The sequence below is a fragment of the Streptomyces sp. NPDC051738 genome (assembly GCF_044453205.1).
Taxonomy (GTDB): domain Bacteria; phylum Actinomycetota; class Actinomycetes; order Streptomycetales; family Streptomycetaceae; genus Streptomyces.
The window spans coordinates 262,082-279,315 of record NZ_JBITCM010000004.1; the positions used below are offsets into that span (position 1 = coordinate 262,082).

19 protein-coding genes are annotated in these 17,234 nt (G+C 70.5%); 5 read left to right on the forward strand and 14 right to left on the reverse strand.

What is annotated here, in order from left to right; genetic code table 11:
• Positions 1 to 7 precede the first annotated feature (7 nt).
• The 3 genes from ACIA8X_RS11865 to ACIA8X_RS11875 all read right to left on the reverse strand — a co-directional run bounded on the left by ACIA8X_RS11865 (position 8) and on the right by ACIA8X_RS11875 (position 2,050).
• Positions 8 to 172 (reverse strand): hypothetical protein, encoded by a 165-nt coding sequence (locus tag ACIA8X_RS11865; protein ID WP_187284300.1) that lies wholly within the window; start codon positions 170 to 172, stop codon positions 8 to 10.
• A gap of 170 nt (positions 173 to 342) precedes the next feature.
• The gene (locus ACIA8X_RS11870) at positions 343 to 804 is read right to left on the reverse strand and encodes a molybdenum cofactor biosynthesis protein MoaE (protein WP_393448448.1); all 462 of its coding nucleotides are present in this window, start codon (positions 802 to 804) and stop codon (positions 343 to 345) included.
• A gap of 127 nt (positions 805 to 931) precedes the next feature.
• The gene (locus tag ACIA8X_RS11875) at positions 932 to 2,050 is read right to left on the reverse strand and encodes an SDR family oxidoreductase (RefSeq protein WP_393448446.1); all 1,119 of its coding nucleotides are present in this window, start codon (positions 2,048 to 2,050) and stop codon (positions 932 to 934) included.
• A gap of 192 nt (positions 2,051 to 2,242) precedes the next feature.
• Between ACIA8X_RS11875 and ACIA8X_RS11880 the strand changes: the two genes are divergently transcribed.
• Together ACIA8X_RS11880 and ACIA8X_RS11885 are read left to right on the forward strand one after the other, a co-directional pair.
• Positions 2,243 to 3,679, forward strand: coding sequence for a zinc-dependent metalloprotease (locus ACIA8X_RS11880; RefSeq protein ID WP_393448444.1), 1,437 nt, complete (start codon positions 2,243 to 2,245; stop codon positions 3,677 to 3,679).
• A complete protein-coding gene (locus tag ACIA8X_RS11885) occupies positions 3,676 to 4,197 on the forward strand; it encodes an NUDIX hydrolase (RefSeq protein WP_393448442.1) in 522 nt (173 codons plus the stop codon). Before ACIA8X_RS11880 ends, ACIA8X_RS11885 begins: the two co-directional genes overlap by 4 nt.
• A gap of 74 nt (positions 4,198 to 4,271) precedes the next feature.
• Here ACIA8X_RS11885 and ACIA8X_RS11890 read toward each other — a convergent pair whose 3' ends face one another.
• From ACIA8X_RS11890 to ACIA8X_RS11905, 4 genes are all read right to left on the reverse strand, one after another.
• Positions 4,272 to 5,027, reverse strand: a complete 756-nt coding sequence (locus ACIA8X_RS11890) for an AIM24 family protein (RefSeq protein ID WP_393448440.1) — start codon at positions 5,025 to 5,027, stop codon at positions 4,272 to 4,274.
• A 17-nt stretch (positions 5,028 to 5,044) separates the two neighbouring features.
• Positions 5,045 to 5,725: an AIM24 family protein gene (locus ACIA8X_RS11895; RefSeq protein ID WP_093906729.1), complete on the reverse strand. Its 681-nt coding sequence runs from the start codon at positions 5,723 to 5,725 to the stop codon at positions 5,045 to 5,047.
• 11 nt (positions 5,726 to 5,736) lie between these two features.
• Positions 5,737 to 7,476 carry a TerD family protein gene (locus ACIA8X_RS11900; RefSeq protein ID WP_393448438.1) on the reverse strand — a complete coding sequence of 580 codons (1,740 nt, stop codon included), beginning with the start codon at positions 7,474 to 7,476 and terminating at the stop codon, positions 5,737 to 5,739.
• 169 nt (positions 7,477 to 7,645) lie between these two features.
• Complete coding sequence (locus ACIA8X_RS11905) at positions 7,646 to 8,242, reverse strand: M48 family metallopeptidase (RefSeq protein WP_393448436.1); 597 nt, start codon at positions 8,240 to 8,242, stop codon at positions 7,646 to 7,648.
• Positions 8,243 to 8,620: 378 nt separating this feature from the next.
• On the opposite strand from ACIA8X_RS11905, the gene ACIA8X_RS11910 reads away from it, so the two are divergent.
• Both ACIA8X_RS11910 and ACIA8X_RS11915 read left to right on the forward strand, forming a co-directional pair.
• Positions 8,621 to 9,775: a TOMM precursor leader peptide-binding protein gene (locus ACIA8X_RS11910; protein WP_399458248.1), complete on the forward strand. Its 1,155-nt coding sequence runs from the start codon at positions 8,621 to 8,623 to the stop codon at positions 9,773 to 9,775.
• Positions 9,768 to 11,138 carry an ABC1 kinase family protein gene (locus ACIA8X_RS11915; protein WP_393448432.1) on the forward strand — a complete coding sequence of 457 codons (1,371 nt, stop codon included), beginning with the start codon at positions 9,768 to 9,770 and terminating at the stop codon, positions 11,136 to 11,138. Before ACIA8X_RS11910 ends, ACIA8X_RS11915 begins: the two co-directional genes overlap by 8 nt.
• Before the next feature lie 6 nt (positions 11,139 to 11,144).
• Here the strand turns inward: ACIA8X_RS11915 and ACIA8X_RS11920 are convergent, their stop codons facing one another.
• From ACIA8X_RS11920 to ACIA8X_RS11940, 5 genes are all read right to left on the reverse strand, one after another.
• Complete coding sequence (locus tag ACIA8X_RS11920) at positions 11,145 to 11,354, reverse strand: hypothetical protein (protein ID WP_393448430.1); 210 nt, start codon at positions 11,352 to 11,354, stop codon at positions 11,145 to 11,147.
• Positions 11,355 to 11,490: 136 nt separating this feature from the next.
• The gene (locus tag ACIA8X_RS11925; RefSeq protein ID WP_393448428.1) at positions 11,491 to 11,814 is read right to left on the reverse strand and encodes a hypothetical protein; all 324 of its coding nucleotides are present in this window, start codon (positions 11,812 to 11,814) and stop codon (positions 11,491 to 11,493) included.
• The gene (locus ACIA8X_RS11930) at positions 11,811 to 12,179 is read right to left on the reverse strand and encodes a WhiB family transcriptional regulator (RefSeq protein WP_093906735.1); all 369 of its coding nucleotides are present in this window, start codon (positions 12,177 to 12,179) and stop codon (positions 11,811 to 11,813) included. The genes ACIA8X_RS11925 and ACIA8X_RS11930 overlap by 4 nt, the downstream gene beginning before the upstream one ends.
• Before the next feature lie 174 nt (positions 12,180 to 12,353).
• Positions 12,354 to 12,680, reverse strand: a complete 327-nt coding sequence (locus ACIA8X_RS11935; RefSeq protein ID WP_393448426.1) for a hypothetical protein — start codon at positions 12,678 to 12,680, stop codon at positions 12,354 to 12,356.
• 165 nt (positions 12,681 to 12,845) lie between these two features.
• A complete protein-coding gene (locus ACIA8X_RS11940) occupies positions 12,846 to 15,044 on the reverse strand; it encodes an ATP-dependent DNA helicase UvrD2 (RefSeq protein WP_393448424.1) in 2,199 nt (732 codons plus the stop codon).
• Positions 15,045 to 15,231: 187 nt separating this feature from the next.
• Here ACIA8X_RS11940 and ACIA8X_RS11945 point away from each other — a divergent pair, with 187 nt between their 5' ends.
• On the forward strand, positions 15,232 to 15,474 hold the full coding sequence (locus tag ACIA8X_RS11945) for a mycoredoxin (RefSeq protein ID WP_093906738.1): 243 nt from the start codon (positions 15,232 to 15,234) through the stop codon (positions 15,472 to 15,474).
• A gap of 44 nt (positions 15,475 to 15,518) precedes the next feature.
• On the opposite strand, the gene ACIA8X_RS11950 is transcribed toward ACIA8X_RS11945, so the two are convergent.
• Complete coding sequence (locus tag ACIA8X_RS11950) at positions 15,519 to 16,157, reverse strand: class I SAM-dependent methyltransferase (RefSeq protein ID WP_399458249.1); 639 nt, start codon at positions 16,155 to 16,157, stop codon at positions 15,519 to 15,521.
• Positions 16,158 to 16,167: 10 nt separating this feature from the next.
• Positions 16,168 to 17,112, reverse strand: coding sequence for an NAD(+) diphosphatase (gene nudC / locus ACIA8X_RS11955; protein WP_393448420.1), 945 nt, complete (start codon positions 17,110 to 17,112; stop codon positions 16,168 to 16,170).
• Positions 17,113 to 17,234: the final 122 nt, after the last annotated feature.

Genomic DNA, 17,234 nt, shown 5'->3' on the forward strand with positions numbered 1-17,234 from the left:
CCCATGATCATGTACGGGAAGAGGGCTTCTCCATGGCCGCACGGAAGCGCGCATAGCCGTCGAGCTCGGGGCCGTCACCCCGTGCTTTCCGGGTCCGGTTGGCCCAACTGCCCCACAGACCGGCGAAGATCGCAGCCACAAGCGGAATCAGCAACCAGGCGAGCGCCGCCATGCCGTCCTCCCATCCCCAATGAGTGACCGCAAACTGACTGATCAGCAGATTAACCACTGGCACTGACAACGCTCACGCCAGGGGTGCGGTTACGCAACCGGAGTGAGGTGGATGGGGCTGCGGAGGGGCTGTTCGAGGCTCGGATGGGTTATTCAGCAGGCGCCGACCACTCAGCAGGCGCCGACCCACTCCTCGGTCCCGTCCGAGAACCGCTGATGCTTCCAGATGGGCACTTCGTGCTTGAGATCGTCGATCAGCTTCCGGCAGGCTTCGAAGGCCTCGCCGCGATGAGGACAGGAGACGGCGACGACCACGGCGAGATCCCCGACCTTGAGGTCCCCGACGCGGTGCACGGCCGCGAGCGCCCGCACCGGGTACTCGGCGACGACCTTCTCGGCGACGCGCCGCATCTCGGCCTCGGCCTGGGGATGGCACGAGTACCCGAGTTCGTCGACATCGGCACCACTGTCGTGGTTCCGCACGGTTCCCACGAACAACGCGGTCCCACCGGCGGCATCGTCCCCGACAGCCCGGAAGACCTCGTCCAGGGAGAGGGCCGTCTCGCGAATGGCGATGAGCTTGACGGGATCCTGAGCGCCCTGCTCACCGGGATGATCGTTGGAAGGTGCCATGGTCCCATCGTGCCCCACGCGCGCGAGGTCGGGAAATAGCGTTATCGCCCGGCACACACGCGTGCGGCTTGGAGCCTCCTACAGTCCGCGAGCGGGCGGCACCGCACGAGGCCGCGCCCTGGCACCCTCAGATCCGCCGCCTGGCCTTCCGCGCGCGCCGCACCACTGCCGCCGCGCCCAGCAGGGCGACCGTCGCTCCCGCGGCCCCGGCCGCCGTCGCGTCCTTGCGCCCGAGCCGCCGCCCGGCGACCGTGTGCCTGCCGGAGACCTCCTCCAGCAGCTCCGCGAGTACTTCCTCGTTGGTCCACTGCGGCCGCCACCCCGCGTCATGGAGCCGGCTCCCGCTGACCACCCAGGGGTACATCGTGTACGCCAGGTCCCCGGCCGGAGAGGGCGTCAGGCCGATGCGGTGCAGTCGGGCCGCCGCGCCCAGCGCGACCGCCGACGGCAGCTCCATCCGGCGGATCCCGCTGAGCTCCTCGACCTCCTCCTGCTCCAGCCAGCCGTCGCAGCCGACGGCGAGCTCCCCGTCGACCTTCTCCAGGACGGCGTACTCCAAGGCGCTGCACAGATCCTCGACATGGCAGAACTGCCAGGCGGGGCGCGACCCGGCGACGACGAGCAGCCGAGGTGACTCGAAGTACCTGGTCAGCGCGGTGTCCGTGCCGCCCACGAGTACCGCGGGGCGGACCACGGTGACGTTGAGTCCGGGGTGGGCCCGAGGCGCCCTGCGCGCGAGGCGCTCGATCTCCAGCAGATCGCCCACCCCGGTGGCCTCCGCCGTCGCCCGCAGCTCGGCGTCCTCGGACAGCGGCAGCTCGTTGTCGGGCAGCGCCCCGTAGACCATCGCCGAGGTGCACAGCACGACCCGGTGGATCCCGGCCGCCGCCGCGGCCGTCAGCACGGTCTGCGTCCCCCGAACGTTGTATGCCGTCCGAGCGGCCGAATCCGTCTCCAGATCCAGATCGAGGGCCAGGTGTACGACCACGTCGGCGCCCCGCAGCTTCTCCGCGATGGCCGGATCCCGCACGTCCAGGATGTGCCACTGGGCCGCCGCGCACTCACCGCGCCGCTCGTCGATGGCGATGACCTGCTTGACCTCGTCAGACTCGACGAGACGCTCGGTGAGCAGGGCGCCGATGCCGGACGCGGCACCGGTCACCGCGACGACGGGCCCGCGCACGCCGCGCGCGGGAGGGGTTGACTGGTTTCGCGCTGCGCGAACCTGCGGATCAGGGGAACTCACCGGGCGTCTCCAGCGGTTGTCTTCAGTACGAACGCTAGTGACGCGTACGTACCAGGTGGCATCCATCCTGCCGCAGGCCAAGAGTCGGCGAAGCACCGAGGCCCGAACGGCTCGCGGTGTCTACGCTGGGTGGTGTTATCGGGCAGTCGCGCCGCCGGTGCCAGCCGGTGGCCTTACCAGCCGAGGAATCCCGTGAGTGACACCCCATTCGGATTCGGCCTTCCGCCGGAGGAGCCGGACGACGGCGACGAGGGCAAGAAGAAGGACCAGCAGAGCGGCGGTGGTCAGGGACCGGCCAACCCGTTCGGATTCGGCGGGCTGCCCGGAGCCGGTGGCTTCGGTGGCCCCGGCGCCGACAATCCGTTCGCTGCCATGTTCGGTTCCCTGAACCCCACCGACCTGGGCGCCGCGTTCCAGCAGCTGGGCCAGATGCTCTCGTACGAGGGCGGCCCGGTGAACTGGGACATGGCCAAGCAGATCGCCCGCCAGACGGTCTCCCAGGGCACCGCGGACGGCACGAAGGACGCGAGCGTCGGCCCCGCCGAGCGCACCGCCGTCCAGGAGGCCGTCCGCCTGGCCGACCTGTGGCTGGACGACGCGACGTCCCTGCCGTCCGGTGCGGGCACCGCCGTCGCGTGGTCCCGTGCGGAGTGGGTCGAGGCGACCCTGCCCGCGTGGCAGGAGCTCGTCGACCCGGTCGCCGAGCGCGTCGGCACCGCGATGGGCGATGTCCTGCCGGAGGAGATGCAGGCCATGGCCGGCCCGCTGATCGGCATGATGCGGTCGATGGGGGGCGCCATGTTCGGCACCCAGATCGGGCAGGCCGTCGGCGTGCTCGCGGGTGAGGTCGTCGGCTCGACCGACATCGGCCTGCCGCTCGGCCCCATCGGCAAGGCCGCGCTGCTGCCGGTGAACATCGAGACGTTCGGCAAGGACCTGGGCGTCCCCAAGGAGGAGGTGCGGCTGTATCTCGCCCTGCGCGAGGCGGCCCACCAGCGCCTCTTCGCCCACGTGCCGTGGCTGCGCTCGCACCTGTTCGGCGCGGTCGACGGCTACGCGCGCGGGATCAAGGTCGACACCGCGAAGCTGGAGGACGTGGTCGGCCAGTTCGACCCGCAGAACCCCGAGCAGTTGCAGGACGCCTTGCAGCAGGGCATGTTCCAGCCGGAGGACACGCCGGAGCAGAAGGCGGCCCTGGCTCGTCTGGAGACCGCTCTGGCGCTCGTCGAGGGCTGGGTGGACGCGGTGGTGCACGCGGCCGCGAAGCCCCGCCTGTCGTCCGCTGACGCGCTGCGCGAGACCCTGCGCCGCCGGCGCGCCTCGGGTGGCCCGGCGGAGCAGACCTTCGCCACGCTGATCGGCCTGGAGCTGCGCCCGCGCCGTCTGCGCGACGCCTCCCGCCTGTGGGCCTCGCTCACCGACGCGCGCGGTGTCGACGGCCGTGACGCTCTGTGGGCCCACCCGGACATGCTGCCGACGGCCACCGACCTGGACGACCCGGACGGCTTCGTGCACCGCGAGCACATCGATTTCTCCGAGCTGGACAAGATGCTCGGCGAGGCGGCGAGCGGCTCCGGCGAGAAGCCGAACCTGAAGAAGGACGACTCCAAGGGCGACGACACCGAGTGAGCCTGTACGACGACGCGGTCCTCGTACTCAAGGGCTACGAGGGCCAGGAAGAGCTGCGCCAGACCTACCTGGAGCATCTTCAGGCCCACCCGGACGGCATGTGGAAGGCGTGCGAGGACGGGCACATCACGGCGAGCGCCCTGGTGATCGACCCGTCCCGCGGCCGCGTGCTGCTCACCCTGCACAAGAAGCTGCGCATGTGGCTGCAGATGGGCGGCCACTGCGAGCCCGCCGACGAAACGCTGGCGACGGCCGCCCTGCGCGAGGGAACCGAGGAGTCGGGCGTCGCGGGGCTGACACTGCTCCCCGGCGGCCCGGTGCGCCTGGACCGCCATCACACGCCCTGCGCCTGGCACCTCGACGTCCAGTACGCGGCGCTGGCGCCGGCCGGTGCCGTGGAGGCGATCAGTGATGAGTCCCTCGACCTGCGCTGGTTCGCCTACGACGAGGTGGCGGACGTGGCGGACGAGTCGGTCGTACGACTGCTTCAGGCCACGCGAGCGAGGCTCGCGGCCTGAAGCACGTCAGCACTGAAACATGTGTAAGGGGCGACCGCAAAGGCGGTCGCCCCTTACGTTTGCTTTCCGGACGGTCAACTCCAGACGTTGCCCTGGTTCTGCCCCCGCGCCCCCTGCTGGCCGACGCCGTATTGCGCGGCGAGGCCCGAGCCGATCTGGGCGTTCTGCGGCGGCAGCAGCTCACTGGGCTGGACCAGCGCGAAGCCGGTGCCCATGAAGCTGAGCTCCCAGCCCTCACCGGTGCTGCCACGGCGCCGCCACACCCCGGAGGAGTGCGTCTGGGACTGCATCTGCACGCGCAGCCCGGTCGACCAGGCGACGATCGCGTCGGCGTCGCAGTTGACGTACTTGTCGGGCGTCACCTGCATCATCAGCGGACTGCCGGAGGTCATGAGCGCGACCTTGCCGCGGCCGGTGATGTTGAGCTGGTACTTACCTGAGCCGGAGATGCCGTAGAGGCTGTCCACGGCGATGACCTCGTGGTGCAGCGAGGAATCCATCGCCAGCACATAGCTGCTGTCGACGGTCAGCCCGTCCTGGTCGACGTCCACCAGGTGAACATGCTGCTTGAGGTTGGCGAGGTAGACCGTGCCCTGTCCGTGACAGCGCATCAGGTCCAGGCCCTCGCCGGTCTGCGCACGCGCGCGTCCCTGCTGGTTGCTCTGGAACTCGGCGTCGAACTCGACGAGGCCCTGGTAGGCGACCATGGTGCCCTTGCGGGCGAGGATGTCGTCGTGGCCCTCCAGGGCGACGCGGAGCATCTGCTTGTTCTGCAGGCTCCAGCGGTCCTGGGTCTGCTGGTCGTTGTAGGCGAAAAGCGGACTCTGCATGGTGTTTCTGGCCCCCCTCAGCCCCGGACTCGGAGACGGTCGGTGCTGTCCTCACTGGGCTGGACTACGACGATGCCCTGGCCGGAGAAGGCCATCTGGTAGGCCTCGCCGCTGCCCCGGCCGATGAGCGACTGCGCCTTGAAGCTGCGCTTGCCCTTCACCTTGAGGTTCGGGGACCAGGCGACGAGCGCGTCCGGGTCGACGTACGTCTCGTCCTCGCCGCCACCGCAGTCGACGACGATCGGCTTGCCCCGGGAGGTCAGCGCGACCCAACCCTGCCCGGAGATCTTGGTGTTCCACAGGCCCTGCCCGGCGAACTTCGCCAGGCCCTTCACGCGCTCGACGCCCCAGGTGAGGTGAGCGTCGAAGGCGAGCAGGTTGGTGGCGTTGACGGAGATGCCGTCGCCGTTGAGGTTGATGACGACGACGTTGGCACCGTAGTCGGCGAGGTAGAGCAGACCGTCCCCGGAGCACTTCATCAGGGGCGCTCCCTCGCCGGTCATCCAGTCCTTGGCGATCTGGCGCACGGCCGGCGGGTTGGGCTCGTACTGGACGAAGCCCTCGTAGGCGGTCATCGACCCCACGCGCGCGAAGAGGTCGTTCCCGGTCTGCATGGCGACCTTCAGCATGTGGTTGCCGTGGTTCTCCATGCGGGCGGTGACGGGTGCGGGGGCGTAGCCCGCGAGTGGCTGGTTCATGACGGGCTCCCTCAGATCTCGTACGGCTGGACGACGATGAAGTTGCCGGGCGCGCCACGGAACTGGAGGTTGACGCTCTCTCCGGTGTCGCCGGGGTAGGCGTTGCGGCGCATCCGGACCTGGCTTGAGACGACCACCTGGGAGGCGGCCGACCAGGCGACGACGGCATTGCAGTCGGCGAACGTCGTGGGCGTGACCGGGAGCACCACAGGGGTGCCGTGGGTCTTCACGACGATCGTGCCGGTGCCCGTGAACTGCATCGTGAACAGCGCGCCACCGGGGATGCCGTGTCCCTCGATGCGGCGGACCTCGTGCTGAAGGCTCTCGTCGAAGGCGAGGACGTTCTCCGCGGAGACGCAGATGCCGTCGCCCTGGAGCTCGATGGGGTGCAGCATCGAGGAGTTCTCGGCGAGGAACACCTGGCCCTGGCCGGTGCAGCGCATCAACTGCATCTCCTGGCCGGTCGCGTTGCCCACGATCCGGCCGGCGAACCCGGCGCCCTTGTAGCTGAAGTCGACCTTGCCCTGGTAGAGCACCATGCTGCCCTGCCGGGCCAGCACGGGCAGCCCGCCGATGCCGAGGTCGACCCGGACCAGCTTCTTGTTCTGCTGGGTCCAGCGCTGGCCGGTGGGCGTCTCCTTGAACTGCTGGAGCGCGGCGGCCACGCCGGCCCCCTGGGGCGCGCCTTGCGGGACGCCCTGAGGGGCGCCCTGCGGGGCCCCGTAGGGCGCCTGCTGGCCCGGGACCTGGCCGTAGCCAGGGGGCGGGGTCGGCTGGCCGTAACCGGGCGGCAGGTTCGGAGCCTGCGGGGCCTGAGGCTGGGGGTAGCCGGGGGGCGGCGGGGCGGTCGGGGCGGAAGCCTGGCCGTACGGCGCCTGCTGGCCGGGCTGGCCGTACGGCTGCTGCTGACCCGGCTGGCCGTAGGGCGCCGGGGCCGGAGCCGGGGGCGGCGGGGCGCCGCCGGGCGGCGTCATGGGCGCGACGATGGTGGGCTGGGCGTGCACCGACGGTGCGGGCGCCGGGGCCGGGGGCGGCGAGGCGGAGGCGGGCGGGGGCGCGAAGCCCTGCGCGGAGGGCTGCGGAGCGGGGGCCGGCGCCGGGACGGCCGCGGGAGCCGGTGCGGCCGGGGCGCCGAACGCGGGCGGCGCGGCGGCCTGGGCGGGCGGGGCGAAGCCGGGAGTCGCCCCGGTCTGCGGCTGCTGCGGGGCGGCGGGCGCCTCCTCCTCGGCGACCTCGCCGCCGAAGTTCCTCAGCAGCGCGTCGAGGCCGCCGTCGAAGCCCTGGCCGACCGCGGCGAACCGCCAGACGTCCTTCAGGTAGAAGTCGCCCAGCATCACGGCGCGTTCGGTGGAGAACTCCGAGCCGTTGAAGGCGTACCGGGCCACCTCCTCGCCGCCGGCGACGATACGGATGTACCCGGGGCTGATCTGCGACATCTGTCCGGCGCCGTCGATCGTCGCCGTGAAGGACAGCTTCTGGATCTGCGGGGGGATCTTGTCGAGCGTGACCCGGAAGGACTCCGTGTCACCGGCCTGGGTGCCGAGGAGCTGGATGGACTCCTCGGGGGACTTCGGCTGGTTGAAGAAGACGAAGTAGCGGTCGTCCGAGAGCCGTTCGTCGGCGTCGAGACCGAAGCAGCTGATGTCGAAGCTCAGCCCTGGGGCGGAGATCTGCACGCCTACGTACAGATCCGTGCCCGCAGTGAGGTCACTGATCTTGGCCTTGTGGCCGCGTTGGAATTCCCTGGCCATGCGTAACGACCGTCCCCCATCCCGAGTGCAAGTGCGTCGCGCCAGGCTAACGGCAAACTCGGACATCGGACGAAGCCGGTACAGACCCGGTACACAATCCCTGCCCAGCCGGACCGGAGGCACCGCCTCCGGGGTGTCTCAGGGAGCGCCGGGGTGACTCAGGGAGCGGTCACTCGCCGCGCGCGCCCGGCACGTAGGGCAGTCGCTCGGCGGCGACCACGCCCTCCAGATAGCCCTTCGCCCGCTCGGTGCGGGGGTACGCCTCCAGCAGCCGCCAGAAGCGGGGCCCGTGACCGGGCACCAGAAGATGCGCGAGCTCGTGGAGGAGGACGTAGTCGACGACGTACTCGGGCATGCCCTGCAGACGGTGCGAAAGGCGGATGCTGCCCTCGGCCGGAGTGCACGAGCCCCAGCGGGTGTTCTGGTTGGTGACCCAGCGGACCGAGCTGGGCCGCGCCCGGCCGTCGAAGTACTGTGCCGACAACTGCTCGGCGCGCTCGGCCAGTTCGGAGTCGCCGAGTACCTGCTTGCTCTCCTGGGCTGCCAGCTTGTCGAGCATGACGTTCACCCAGCGTTGCTCCTCGGCCTCGGACATCCGGGCGGGGATGAGCACGACGGTGCGATCGCCCTCGCGGTACGCCGAGACCGTCCGGCGGCGCCGGGCGCTCCTGCGGACCTCGATCGCGCTCGCCCCCGAGCCGCTCTGCGGCGGGCTCGTCGTACTGCGCTGTGGCGTTCCGGCGCGGTGCAGTGGGTCGGCGGACACGCCCCGACCGTACCCGCTGGGGATAGGGGAAGTCCCGCCTCATGGACAGTTCGATGCTGATCCCCCGCCATGCGTTTGATTTGTACGACGAATATCCACCACCTGTGGACAACTTTCGACGCCGGGCGCCGCGTCCGGGCATGCTGGCAGTCACCGGCGGAGCTGCGACCGAGCTCCACCGGCACAACGGGGACGTTCCACGACGGCTACGGGGGCCTGTTCATGCACGCGACGGTTTCGTCTGATTCGGCAACTTCACCTGTTCCGGCGGCTTCGACGGTTGCAGCGGATTCAACGGCTGCAGCGGATCCGACGGCTCCGCTGGTGAAGCCCGCGCTACGGCGAGGGTGGCGCGACCTCAACACCGTGCAGTTCGGGATGACTCCGGCACACGCGATGACCGTGGGCCCGATGGACACGGCGACGGGCAGTTTCCTCGACCTGCTCAACGGCACGCGCGGACCGGAGCTGCTGCGCGAGGAGGGCCGCCGCATGGACCTGCCGGACGGTCATGTCGACGGGCTGTTGCGGAGACTCGCGCGGGCAGGGCTGCTCGACGACGCCAAGGGAGGCGGCCCGGCCGCCGACGCCCTGCGCGGCAAGAAGGAGGTCCTGGACCGGCTGCGCCCTGACCTGGCCTCCCTGTCCCTGACCACGTCCGAGCCGGGCGAGGCGATCGACCGCCTCGCCGCCCGCCGCTTACTGCGCGTGCAGGTCAGGGGTGCCGGCCGGGTGGGCGCGATGGTGGCCTCCCTGCTGTCGGGTGCGGGCGTCGGCGAAGTCGACGTACGCGACGTCGGCCGCGTCGAGCCCTGGGACGTGGCGCCCGGAGGACTGCCCGCCGAGGCGGTCGGCGACCGCAGGGACGAGGCGGCGCGACGGGCAGCACGCCGCTCGGCGCCGGACCGCCCACCGCGCCGCGGCCCCCGGTCGGCTTCCGGCGAGGACAGCACGGGCCACTCCCTGGTGATCATCGCCCCGCGGGACGATGTCGCCGTGCACGCACCCTCCCCGTCCGCCGCCGAACCCCTCATCACTTCCGGTACGCCCCATCTGTACGTCGGCGTCGTGGAGGGAACCGGGGTCGTCGGCCCGCTCGTCCTGCCCGGCGAGACCGGCTGCGCCGGCTGTCTCGACCAGGGGCGCACCGACCGGGACCCGACCTGGCCCCGCCTGGTCGCGCAGTGGCGCTCGGGCTCCGGAAAGGCGCGCCAGGTGCCGCCTTGCGATCTGGCGCTGGCCACGTCTGTCGCCGGACTGGCGGCCGCACACGCCCTCACCTTCCTGGACGGCCACGTTCCGTCGAGCGCGGGCGCACGCTGGGAGGTGTCCCTGCCCGTTCTGAGCTGGCACGCCAGGCCCGTTTGGGCGCACCCGGCATGTCTCTGCGGCGCCGCGGAGAAAGGTGAGGGAGAACACCCCTCCGAGGACGAGGAGTCGCACGAGACAATGGCGGAGCAACGGCCGTCGAAGGAGTCATGCCGTACGGCAGACACCAAGCGGCCGGCTGGGACCTGGAGGGCGCATGTCTGATCTTCCCCGCAAGGCGGTCACGCGTACCGCCAAGCTCGCCGCGCTCCCGCTCGGCTTCGCCGGGCGGGCGACCTGGGGGCTTGGCAAGCGGATCGTCGGCGAGTCCGCGGAGATCGTCGGCCGTGAGCTGCAGCAGCGCACCGCCGAGCAGATGTTCAAGGTGCTCGGCGAGCTCAAGGGTGGCGCGATGAAGTTCGGCCAGGCCCTTTCCGTGTTCGAGTCCGCCCTGCCCGAGGAGATCGCCGGCCCCTACCGCGCGGCGCTCACGAAGCTGCAGGAAGCGGCACCCCCGATGCCGACACGCACCGTGCACACGGTGCTGGCGGAGCGGCTCGGCGAGGACTGGCACGACCTGTTCCTGGAGTTCGAGGACAAGCCCGCCGCGGCGGCCTCGATCGGCCAGGTGCATCGCGGGGTGTGGCACGACGGCCGCGAGGTGGCGGTCAAGGTCCAGTACCCGGGAGCCGGCGAAGCCCTGCTGTCCGACCTGAACCAACTGAGCCGATTCGCCCGCCTGTTGGGCCCGTTGATCCCCGGCATGGACATCAAGCCGCTGATCGCGGAACTCAAGGACCGGGTCTCCGAGGAACTGGACTACGGCCTGGAGGCACAGGCCCAGCAGGCGCACGCGGAGGAGTTCGCCGACGACCCGGACGTCGTCGTGCCTGCGGTGGTCCACCATTGCGATCAGGTCCTGATCACGGAGTGGATCGAGGGCGTACCGCTCTCGGAGGTGATCTCGAACGGCACCCAGGAGCAGCGCGACCGCGCCGGCCAGCTCCTGGCCCGCTTCCTCTTCTCCGGCCCGGCCCGCACCGGCCTCCTGCACGCCGACCCGCACCCCGGCAACTTCCGCCTGCTGCCGGGTGGCCCGGACGGCGAGGACGACTGGCGGCTCGGCGTGCTGGACTTCGGCACGGTCGACCGCCTCCCGGGCGGCCTGCCGACTCCCATCGGTGACTCCCTGCGGATGACCCTGGACGGCGAGGCCGACACCGTCTACGAACTCCTGCGCACGGAGGGCTTCGTCAAGGAGTCAATAGACCTGAACCCCGACGCCGTCCTCGACTACCTCCTGCCGATCATCGAACCGGCTCAGGTCGACGAGTTCACCTTCACCCGCGGCTGGATGCGCAGCCAGGCCGCCCGGGTGGCCGACCCGCGCTCCCCCGCCTACCAACTGGGCAAGCAGCTCAACCTGCCCCCGGCGTACCTCCTCATCCACCGCGTGACGTTGAGCACAATCGGCGTGCTGTGCCAGCTGGGCGCGACGGTACGACTGCGCGAGGAACTTCAGGAGTGGCTGCCGGGGTTCGCACCGGAGGAGCTGACGGACGAGGAGGAGTCGGCGGCAGAGGCGTGAGCCTGGCTACCACCAGGCCGAGTCCAGTCGCCCCTCGATCGCTCTGAGGTTCTCTCGGGAGCAGGTGTCGCAGAAGTAGTGGCGGACGCCGTTCTCCACGGAGCAGGTCCAGGTGGGCTGCGGGACGTTGGCCCGGGTGCCGCACCCGGCGCACACGAGGGGCTGGGGCTCCGTGGAGGAACCGCCGTTGTCACTGCCTCCGGGAAGACTCGTCACCCGGCGACGATAGCGCCGCCACCGCCTGATCTGTGGGCACAACGCACCGCGGGGGCCGGTCCGTACAAACGGACCGGCCCCCGCGAGGAGCCACCGCCTCCCGGATCGGGAGGTCATCGTCTGGTGGTGTGGTCGGTTACTGCATGACCGCCTTGGCGAGTGCGCGGCGGGCGCGCATCGAGGCGCGCTCGGCCCGGCGCTGCATGCGGCGAGCGGTCACCACATGCCCGGCCCGGCGTTCCCGCTGGGCCTCCTGCTGTTGCTCGTGCATATGCGCACGTGCCAGGGCTTCTTGGATGAGTTGCATCTCTCGGTTCCTGTTCTGACGCGAGTCGTTCGCGCCACGTGTGGTGAAGTCTTCAGGCGCGGAGCCTGCGAGCTCGTGGGTGGACGGCTTCATCGGGGCCTGCTTCTGGGGGTCGTGCGTGAAAGGGCGGTCGATCGTTCCTGTGATGTTCATGCCGTGACCGGGTTCTTGCGCGGGCGGCCACGCGGCCGCTTCCGGGCGACGACAACTCCCTGGACGAACAGTTCGCCACCCCAGACGCCCCACGGCTCACGCCGCTCCTTGGCGCCGGCGAGGCAGGCCTCGACCAGCGGGCAGGTACGGCAGAGGGACTTGGCGTACTCGACGTCCGCCGGCGACTCGGCGAAGAAGACCTCCGGGTCGTAGGAACGGCAGGGGACGGGTACGCCGAGGTTCTCGATGGCGTCGTCGAGCGCGGTGAGCGCAGTGAGCGGAGTCAAGGTGGAGTCCTCCGTGAGGCCGGGCTTGGGGATCACGTCTGAAGGCGGTACGGACGGGGCGTGCGCTTCGAGTTGCACGGTTCGTCTTCCTCGTCTGTTCGTTCCGGTCCTGTAGGACCGGGTGGCGGTTGGTACCGGGTCTTTCCTTGCCCGAGGCGCCTTCGCTCCGTCATCCCCGTTGGGGGACAAACAGAAGGGCCGCGGATCCCGGATGGGGTTCCGCGGCCCTGAAGGCGCCGGCCTGATCGACTGTCAGGCTGGATCACTCCAGGGTTCTGGCCCACGGAAGGCCCACATCTGGTGGTGCTGCGTCGTCTGCTTCCGGAATCCGGCACCGGTCGCCGTGAAGGCATAGGCCTGCGCCTTTGCCTCTACTGCCGCTTCCAGTGCCTTGGTCGGTCGCTCATTGCGCTCACGGACGGGAAGGCCCGCGAGAGACAGGGAGGACGCCGGACGCACGGCACGGATGCCGGACAGACCGGTGCCCGGGTTGGAGGCGCCGAGCAGGCACAGCGAGGCGACGACCGAGCGATCGGTCATTTTGACGATGCTGATGGAGCTGCTGTTGATGCTGATCACTGGACTCGCCTCCTCTCGGCGTCTCGGGGGACTGGGGTGAACCAGTCCGACGGGTATGCAAGTAGAACACGGAATTGGGGCCTCCGAGAAGGCCTCCGTTCCCGTGGCTAAGAACCTATGGGGATTGCTGGGGCATGCGCAAACTATTTTTTCGACGAGTTCGAATCATTCCCCGTCGGCGCCCTCCTCAAGCTCCTGGCCTGCGCAGATGGCCAGGACATCGGCTCCGTAGCGCTCAAGCTTGCGGCTGAGGACACCGGGGATGCGGGAAAGCTCAACCGGACTGTTGGGCTCCGCCTCTGCGATGGCCATCAGGGTCCGGTCGGTGAAGACGCAGAAGTCCGGCTGCCCGCTGAGCCGCGCCTGGACCCCGCGCCACTCACGAAGGCGTTCGTAGAGACCCTCGTCCATGTCGGAGGGGCAGTCCTCGCAACGCATCAGCTTCATCTCACCGGCGTCGGTGAGGGTGCGCCCGCAGACGCGACAGCGGGCCGGTGTGCGCTGTGTCCGTCTCGGGGCGGCGTCCGGTCTGCTCGTGAAGCCGCGCTCGACGCCTCCGGCACTGCCGCCGGCGGCGGCTCGTCCGGCGGTGCCGGACGAGCCGGGGCGCAGGCCGTTGAGGAAGCGACTCGGACGGCGATTGGGCCGACCGCCGGGCGCGCGGGTGAGCGCCCAGGAGACATGGAGGTGCTGCCGGGCTCGGGTGACACCGACGTAGAGGAGGCGGCGTTCCTCCTCGATCTGCTCGTCCGTCTTCGCGTAGGTGATCGGCATCATGCCCTCGGCGACGCCGACCAGGAAGACGACGTCCCACTCCAGGCCCTTGGCCGAGTGCAGGGAGGCGAGGGTGACGCCCTGGACGGTCGGGGCATGCTGGGCGTTCGCCCGCTCGTCGAGTTCCGCGACGAGGTCGGCGAGGGTGGCGCCGGGTTTGGCGGCGGCGAAGTCCTGGGCGAGGTTCACCAAGGCGGCCAGCGACTCCCAGCGCTCTCTGACCGCGCCGGAACCGGCCGGTGGCTCGGTCGTCCAGCCCTCCCCCGACAGCACGGCACGAACCTGTGAGGGCAGGTCGACGGCGTCGTCGAGGAGCGAGTCGTTGCCGCCGAAGCGGGCCGCGCCGCGCAGGGCGATGCCCGCCTTGCGCACCTCTGGACGGTCGAAGAACCGCTCGGCGCCCCGCAGCTGATAGGGGACGCCCGCGTCGGCGAGGGCCTGCTCATAGGTCTCGGACTGGGAGTTCGTACGGAACAGGATGGCGATCTCGCTGGCCGGAACGCCGGCATCCATGAGTTCCCGAATGCGACGAGCGGCGCCCTCGGCCTCGGCGGGCTCGTCGGTGCACTCGGTGTAGAGGGGTTCGGGGCCGGGGGCACGCTGGGAGATCAGCTCCAGCCGATGGTCGGCGGCGCGACCCCGCGCCTGGGCCAACAGCCCGTTGGCGAGATGGACGACCTGGGGCGTGGAGCGGTAGTCGCGGACCAGCTTGACGACGGTGGCGCCGGGGTGGCGGGTGCGGAAGTCGAGCAGATGGTCGGGGGTTGCTCCTGTGAACGAGTAGATCGTCTGGCTGGCGTCGCCGACCACGCACAGGTTGTCCCGCTCACCGAGCCACAGCTCCAGCAGTCGCTGCTGGAGCGGGCTGACGTCCTGGTACTCGTCGACCACGAAGTGCTGGTACTGGGAGCGGACCTGGTCGGCGATGTCGTGCCGGTCCTGCAGGATGCCGACGGTGAGCAGCAGGACGTCCTCGAAGTCGATGACCGAGCGGTCCCGCTTGAGGTCCTCGTAGACGTTGTAGAGCTGGGCGATCTCGGCCGGGTCGCGGGGTGCTGTGCGGTCGGCCTTGGCGGTGGCGAGGGCGTAGTCGGCGGGGACGGTCTGGGTGACCTTGGACCACTCGATCTCGGCGGTGACGTCCCGCAGCTCGTTCCGGTCGAGGCGGATGTGGCAGGCGGCGGCCGCGTCTGCGACTAGCTGGATCTTGCGGTCGACGAGCCGGGGCATGGAGCCGCCGATCGCTTTCGGCCAGAAGTACTGGAGCTGACGCAGGGCGGCCGAGTGGAAGGTGCGGGCCTGCACTCCGCCGGCGCCCAGCTGGCGGAGCCGACCGCGCATCTCTCCGGCGGCACGGTTGGTGAAGGTGACGGCGAGCACGGTGGAGGGCTGGAGGATTCCGGCGCGCACCCCGTAGGCGATGCGGTGGGTGATCGCCCGGGTCTTGCCCGTACCGGCGCCCGCGAGCACGCACACCGGTCCGTGCAGGGCGGTGGCCACCTCGCGCTGCTCGGGGTCGAGCCCTTCGAGCACCGCGTCGGCAGAGTCCGGTGCCTGCGGGAAGAGGGTGGAGTGCGTTGCTGCTGTCACACCGCCATGCTGCCAGGTCGCCGGAGACGGCTGTGCCGGTTGTCCACAGGCAGGCACTGATAGTCGTACTAATGCGGCAGGCGTCACGTGCCGGGCATACCCCGGGTGGGAATGGCGCCCCGGTCGCGTACGTTCCCTGTCTGGACGACCTGTTCCCCCCCCGAGCCATCAGAGGAGCGCGCGAGACATGCAGGGCACTGTGACGATGTACAGCACCACGTGGTGCGGTTACTGCCAGCGGCTGAAGAAGCAGCTGGACCGCGAGGGCATCGCGTACACCGAGATCAACATCGAGCACGACCCCGAGTCCGCCGCGTTCGTCGAGAAGGCGAATGGCGGAAACCAGACGGTCCCGACGGTGCTCTTCGCGGACGGTTCGACGCTGACGAACCCGTCGCTGGCGCAGGTGAAGCAGAAGGTCGGCGCGTAACCGCACCGCGCGTGCGGTTCCCGGAAGGCGGTCCCTGAGGCGTTTCAGGGGCCGCCTTCCTGCTGTCCGCCCGGTGTGTCCGGGGCATCCGGCGCGTCCCACACCAGCGTGTAGCGCCACAGCAATCGGCGCCGGAAGCGGCAGCCGGGCAGCAGGCTGCGGGCGGCCCTGCGGGCCTCGCCCCAGTGCAGGGCCGAGCCCTCGACGGGCATGCCGGTCGGGCCCGATTTGCCACCGCGCAGCCACCTGGCCAGCAGGCTCGGAAGCACTCCGCAGCCACTGACCACCCAGTCCAGGGCGGTCTTGTTGTACGCCATCCCGACGATCACCAGTCGACCGCCCGGCACCAGCAGCCGCCGCAGGGCGCGGATCGCGTCCTCGAACGGCGCGTGGTGCACGACGGCTACGGCACTGACGAAGTCGTACTTGCCCTCGGGGAGGGTCGCCTCGTGGAGGTAGTCCGCCTCCAGGAACGTGACGTTCCCGGGCGTCTGCGCGCGTGCCTGCCGGATCATCTCCGGTGAGCGGTCCACGCCCGTCACGGACGCGGCCTTCGCCGCGAGCTTGCGGGCGAGCAGCCCGTCCCCGCACCCCACGTCCAGCGCCTCCCGGCAGCCGTCCGGGACGGCGTCGAGCACCACGGGGTGGTAGTGGACGTTGTGGTTCCAGTACGGGTCGGGCATGCCCGTCCTCTCAGACGAAGCTCCTCGTGGGCAACGGCTTGCCGTACCAGAGCTCGATCAGGCGGGCCGCGATCGAGATGCCGTACGGCGGCAGGACCTCGCCGGAGTCGAAGGCGGCGCGCAGTTCCTCGCGCGAGAACCAGCGGGCCTCGTGGATCTCGTCGCCGTCGACATTGACCTCGGTGGAGGTGGCGCGGGCCATGAAGCCCAGCATGAGGCTGGACGGGAAGGGCCAGGGCTGGCTGGCGACGTACTCGACCTGGCCGACGGTGATACCGGCCTCCTCGAAGACCTCGCGGCGCACCGTCTGCTCGATGGACTCGCCGGGCTCGACGAAGCCGGCGAGCGTCGAGAAGCGGCCCTCGGGCCAGTGGACCTGACGGCCGAGGAGGATGCGGTCGTCCTCGTCGGTGACGGCCATGATCACTGCGGGGTCGGTGCGCGGGTAGTGCTCGGCGCCGCAGGCGGGGCAGCGGCGGATGTGCCCGGCCGCGGCGATCACGGTGCGCTCGCCGCAGCGGGAGCAGAAGCGGTGGGTGCGCTGCCAGTTCTCCAGGCCGACGGCGTGCACCATCAGGCCCACGTCGCGCGGCGACAGCAGCAGACCCGCCTCGCGCAGGCCGGCCGCGCGCGCGGACTGGTCGATACGGCCGGGCAGCGCGTCCTTCTGGAGGGCGAAGTAGCTGACGCCGTCATCGTCGATGCCGAGGAAGTAGCGGTGCGCCTCGGTGAGGGGGGCCTCGAACGAGGGGGTCATGACGAGTTCGGTGCGCCCGTCCGCCGTCTCGTCGATGAGGACCTGGCCGCCGGAGACCACGAAGCAGCGGGTCGTGGGGTGGCTCCACGCCGCCGCGAGCCAGGCTTCGTCGAGCCGGTGGTGGGCAGCGCGGTCGATGCCGCTCGGGGCGGTGAGCGAGATGGGGCGGTCGGCGGTGTGGTCGGTCCAGGTGGTCACGGGTGCTTCCAACTCCCCCAGTGGAACGGTGTACTTCGGTGGGCGGATCGGCGGGACGTGGGACGGGAGACGACCGGGTGCGGCAGGGCTCGCCGGTGCGGGACGGCCTTCTCAGTGTGCCC